Annotated in this window: 4 protein-coding genes; 1 reads left to right on the top strand and 3 read right to left on the bottom strand. The window is 73.9% G+C overall.

What is annotated here, in order from left to right; all coding sequences use genetic code 11:
• Positions 1–14: 14 nt before the first annotated feature.
• The 3 genes from ACSNN9_RS28065 to ACSNN9_RS28055 all read right to left on the bottom strand — a co-directional run bounded on the left by ACSNN9_RS28065 (position 15) and on the right by ACSNN9_RS28055 (position 3,284).
• Positions 15–935, bottom strand: a complete 921-nt coding sequence (locus ACSNN9_RS28065) for a hydroxymethylglutaryl-CoA lyase (RefSeq protein ID WP_436676323.1) — start codon at positions 933–935, stop codon at positions 15–17.
• 162 nt (positions 936–1,097) lie between these two features.
• Positions 1,098–2,465 carry an acetyl-CoA carboxylase biotin carboxylase subunit gene (locus ACSNN9_RS28060; RefSeq protein ID WP_436676322.1) on the bottom strand — a complete coding sequence of 456 codons (1,368 nt, stop codon included), beginning with the start codon at positions 2,463–2,465 and terminating at the stop codon, positions 1,098–1,100.
• A 195-nt stretch (positions 2,466–2,660) separates the two neighbouring features.
• Positions 2,661–3,284, bottom strand: coding sequence for a TetR/AcrR family transcriptional regulator (locus tag ACSNN9_RS28055; protein ID WP_436676321.1), 624 nt, complete (start codon positions 3,282–3,284; stop codon positions 2,661–2,663).
• A gap of 156 nt (positions 3,285–3,440) precedes the next feature.
• On the opposite strand from ACSNN9_RS28055, the gene ACSNN9_RS28050 reads away from it, so the two are divergent.
• The coding region (locus ACSNN9_RS28050; protein ID WP_436676320.1) for an MFS transporter at positions 3,441–3,741 on the top strand (301 nt) is incomplete at its 3' end.

Below are 3,741 nucleotides of genomic sequence, written 5' to 3'. Positions count from 1 at the left end.
GACGGAGATCGCGGTCAGGCCGGGAGGGGGGTCAGGCGGGTGCGGGGGCCGGCGCGCAGCACGCCGGAGGGGAGTTGCCGGCCGACCAGCCGCTCGGCCAGCTCGGCCACCTCGATCAGGGCGTCCAGGTCGACGCCGGTGTCGACGCCCATGTCGTGCAGCATGTGCACCGCCTCCTCGGTCGCCAGGTTGCCGCTGGCCCCCGGCGCGTACGGGCAGCCGCCGAGGCCGCCGACGCTGGCGTCGAACTCGGTCACCCCCAGCTCCAGCGCGGTCAGCATGTTGGCCAGCGCGGTGCCCCGGGTGTTGTGGAAGTGCAGCAGCACAGGGACGTGCGCGTTGCGGTCGCGTACCGCGGTCAGCAGCTCGCGGACCCGCCGGGGCGTACCCATGCCGGTGGTGTCGCCGAAGGCCACCCGGTCGGCGCCGTCCCGGACCACCCGGTCCACGATCGCGGCCACCCGGGCCGGATCGGTGTCCCCCTCGTACGGGCAGCCGAAGCTGGTCGCCACGATCACCTCGGCCTGCGCGCCGGCGCCGTGCAGCAGGTCGATCAGCTCGGCGATGTCGTCCAGCGACTCCTCGGTGGAGCGGTTGACGTTGCGCCGGTTGTGCGTGTCGCTGGCCGAGACCACCACCTCGATCTCGGTGAACCCGGCGGCCAGGGCCCGCTGCGCACCCCGGGTGTTCGGCACCAGCGCCGAGTAGCGCACGCCGTCGGCCTTCGCGGCCCGCTGCCACACCTCGTCGGCGTCGGCCATCTGCGGGATCGCCTTCGGGTGCACGAACGAGACGGCCTCGATCCGCTTCACGCCCGTGCCGGAGAGTGCGTCGAGCAGCCGCACCTTGGCCTCGGTCGGGATGGGGTCCTCGTTCTGGAGCCCGTCGCGCGGCCCGACCTCGCGGATCGACACGGAGCCTGGTAGTTCCGCCATAAGGGGTCACCTCACTGTGACGCAGTGCTTGTGCTGGGTCCTCCCAGCCTCCCACCCACTCCACCCGTTCCGCACCCAGCGGCGCCGATCATGAGGTCGACCGCGGCGGAAGCGACGAACCGCACCGCCAACCTCATGATCGACGCAGCGAAACCGGAGGGGTCAGCGCATGCGGGAGACGATGCCGGTGTCGTAGTCGCCGGAGAGGAACTCCTGGTTCTCCAGGAGTTCGGCGAAGAAGGGCAGGTTGTTCTTCGGGCCGGCGAGCTCGAAGGCGGCCACCGCCGCCCGCGCCCGCTCGACCGCCTCGGCCCGGGTCGCGCCGCTCACGATCAGCTTGGCCATCAGGCTGTCGTAGAACGGGGTGACGGTGTTGCCCTCGACGTAGCCGGAGTCCACCCGGACGCCCTCGCCGGTCGGCTCCACCCAGGTCCTGATCACGCCGGGGCCGGGCAGGAAGCGCTTCGGGTCCTCGGCGTTGATTCGCAGCTCGATGGCGTGCCCGCGCGGGGCGAGCGCGTCCGGGTCGAAGGTCGGCGCCAGACCGGCGGCCACCCGCAGCTGCTCCTCCACCAGGTCGACGCCGTAGACCAGCTCGGTCACCGGGTGCTCCACCTGGAGCCGCGTGTTCATCTCCAGGAAGAAGAACTCCTCGGAGTCGGGGCCGTCACCCCTGGCGTCCCGCTGGCGCGGGACCAGCAGGCACTCGACGGTGCCCGCGTTGCGGTAGCTCACCGCCTCGCCGGCGCGCACGGCGGCGGCCAGGAAGCGCTCGCGCAGCTCCGGGGAGACCGCCGGCGACGGCGACTCCTCGACCAGCTTCTGGTTGCGCCGCTGCACGGAGCACTCCCGCTCGCCGAGGGCGACCACCCGGCCGTCGGCCAGGCCGAGGATCTGCACCTCGACGTGGCGCACCCGGGGGAAGTACCGCTCGATCAGCACCGAGCCGTCGCCGAACATCCGCTCGGCGAAGGCGCGCACCTTGTCGTACTCGGTGCGCAGGGCGGCCTCGTCGGTCGCCACGCCCATGCCCATGCCGCCGCCACCGGCCGCGGCCTTGACCATCACCGGATAGCCGATCTCCGCCGCCGCCGCGACCGCCGCGTCGAGGTCGGCGGCCGGGTCGGTGGTCCCGGGCGCGACCGGCACCCCGGCCGCCGCCATCAGGTTCCGGGCGTTGATCTTGTCGCCCATCGCGGTGATCGCGTCCGCGCCGGGCCCGATCCAGATCAGCCCGCTCGCCTCGACGGTACGGGCGAAGTCGGCGTTCTCCGACAGGAAGCCGTAGCCGGGGTGGATGGCCTGCGCGCCGGTCGACTTGGCGGCGGCGAGGATGGCCTCGACGTTGCGGTAGCTCTGGGCCGGGTTGGCCGGACCCACGCACACCGCCTCGTCGGCCTCCGTCACGAACGGCAGGCCGGCGTCGGCCTCCGAGTGCACCGCGATCGCGCGGATGCCGAGCCGTCTGGCGGTCCGGATGATCCGGCGGGCGATCTCGCCCCGGTTGGCGACCAGCAGCGACTCGATCATGTTTCCTCCCAGCGTCCGGGGGTCGGGACGGGTGCTAGAGAACCACGGCGGGAAGGTTACTGACGAATCGACGGGTACGCCTCTCCCCGGCGTGGCGCCGCGGGACCCGGCGCGGCCGGCCGGTGCCGCACCCGCGCGGACGCCACCCGGCGCGTCGGGCGGCTACGACGCCCGGGGCCGGGTCGGGGCACCGGGTCAGGAAGCGGGGTGGGCCAGGAGGGCGGCCAGGGTGGCGGCGCGGAGCAGCTCGGCCCGCCGGCGCCGGTCCACCTCGCCACCCAGGAACGGCGTCGAGTTCATCAGACCGAACGCGGCGTGGGCCAGCACCCGCGCCTCGCCGTCGGGCATGCCCGGGTGCAGCGCGGTCAGCACGGTCACCCACTGTTCGACGTAGAGCCGCTGGAGCCGGCGGATCCGGCGCCGGGGCTCGTCGGGGAGACGGTCCAGCTCGTGCAGGTGCAGGGCGATCACCGCCGGGTTGGCCAGCGCGAAGTCGACGTGGAAGTCGATCAGCGACTCCAGCGCGCCGCGCGGGTCGTCGGGGTGGCCGGCGGACCGCTGCTGACCGCCGGCCAGCAGCTCCTCGCTGACCGGGATCAGCGCGGCGACCAGCATGGCCTCCTTGCCGGCGAAGTGGTGGTAGAGCGCCGGGCCGGTGACCCCGGCGGCCGCGCCGATGTCGTCCATCGAGACGCCGTGATAGCCCCGGGAGGCGAAGAGGCCGACCGCGATCTCCAGGATCTCGTCCTTGCGGGACCGGCGCCGGCCCGACCCCGCGGCACCGTTCGCCCTGCCCCGTGCCTGCTGCTCCACCGTCACCGGGCAAGCGTAGACCGCGACCGCCCCGGCGTGGAGCCTTCGTTACCCGTCGGTTGGCTCACGTCCGGGCCGAAAACCGGCACGTCCAAGCAAGGCGAGCGCCGCGTCCGACCTCCCCTTGACCCTCGACCCGGTCGAGCCCCGAGGGTCGCCGGCATGACCGCACCCCCGCTCGGCCGCGACTACCGCCTGCTCTGGTCCGCCGCCGTCTCCTCGCGTCTCGGCGACGCCCTGCGCACGCCGGCACTGGCGCTGCTGGCCGCGACGCTGACCCGCGATCCCCGGGTGATCGCGGCGGTGACCGTGGCCGGGCAGCTCCCGCCGCTGCTGTTCGGCCTGCTCGGCGGCGTGTACGCGGACCGCTGGGACCGCCGCCGGACGATGGCGGTGGTGGACGGGCTGCGCGCCGCCGTGGTCGGTGGGCTCGCCCTCGCGGTCGCCCTCGACCGGGCCGGCG

The organism is Micromonospora sp. URMC 107 (assembly GCF_051386315.1).
In the GTDB taxonomy this organism is placed as follows: Bacteria; Actinomycetota; Actinomycetes; order Mycobacteriales; family Micromonosporaceae; genus Micromonospora.
Note: the sequence above shows the minus strand (reverse complement) of the source record. Positions and strands in the feature narration are given on the sequence as shown.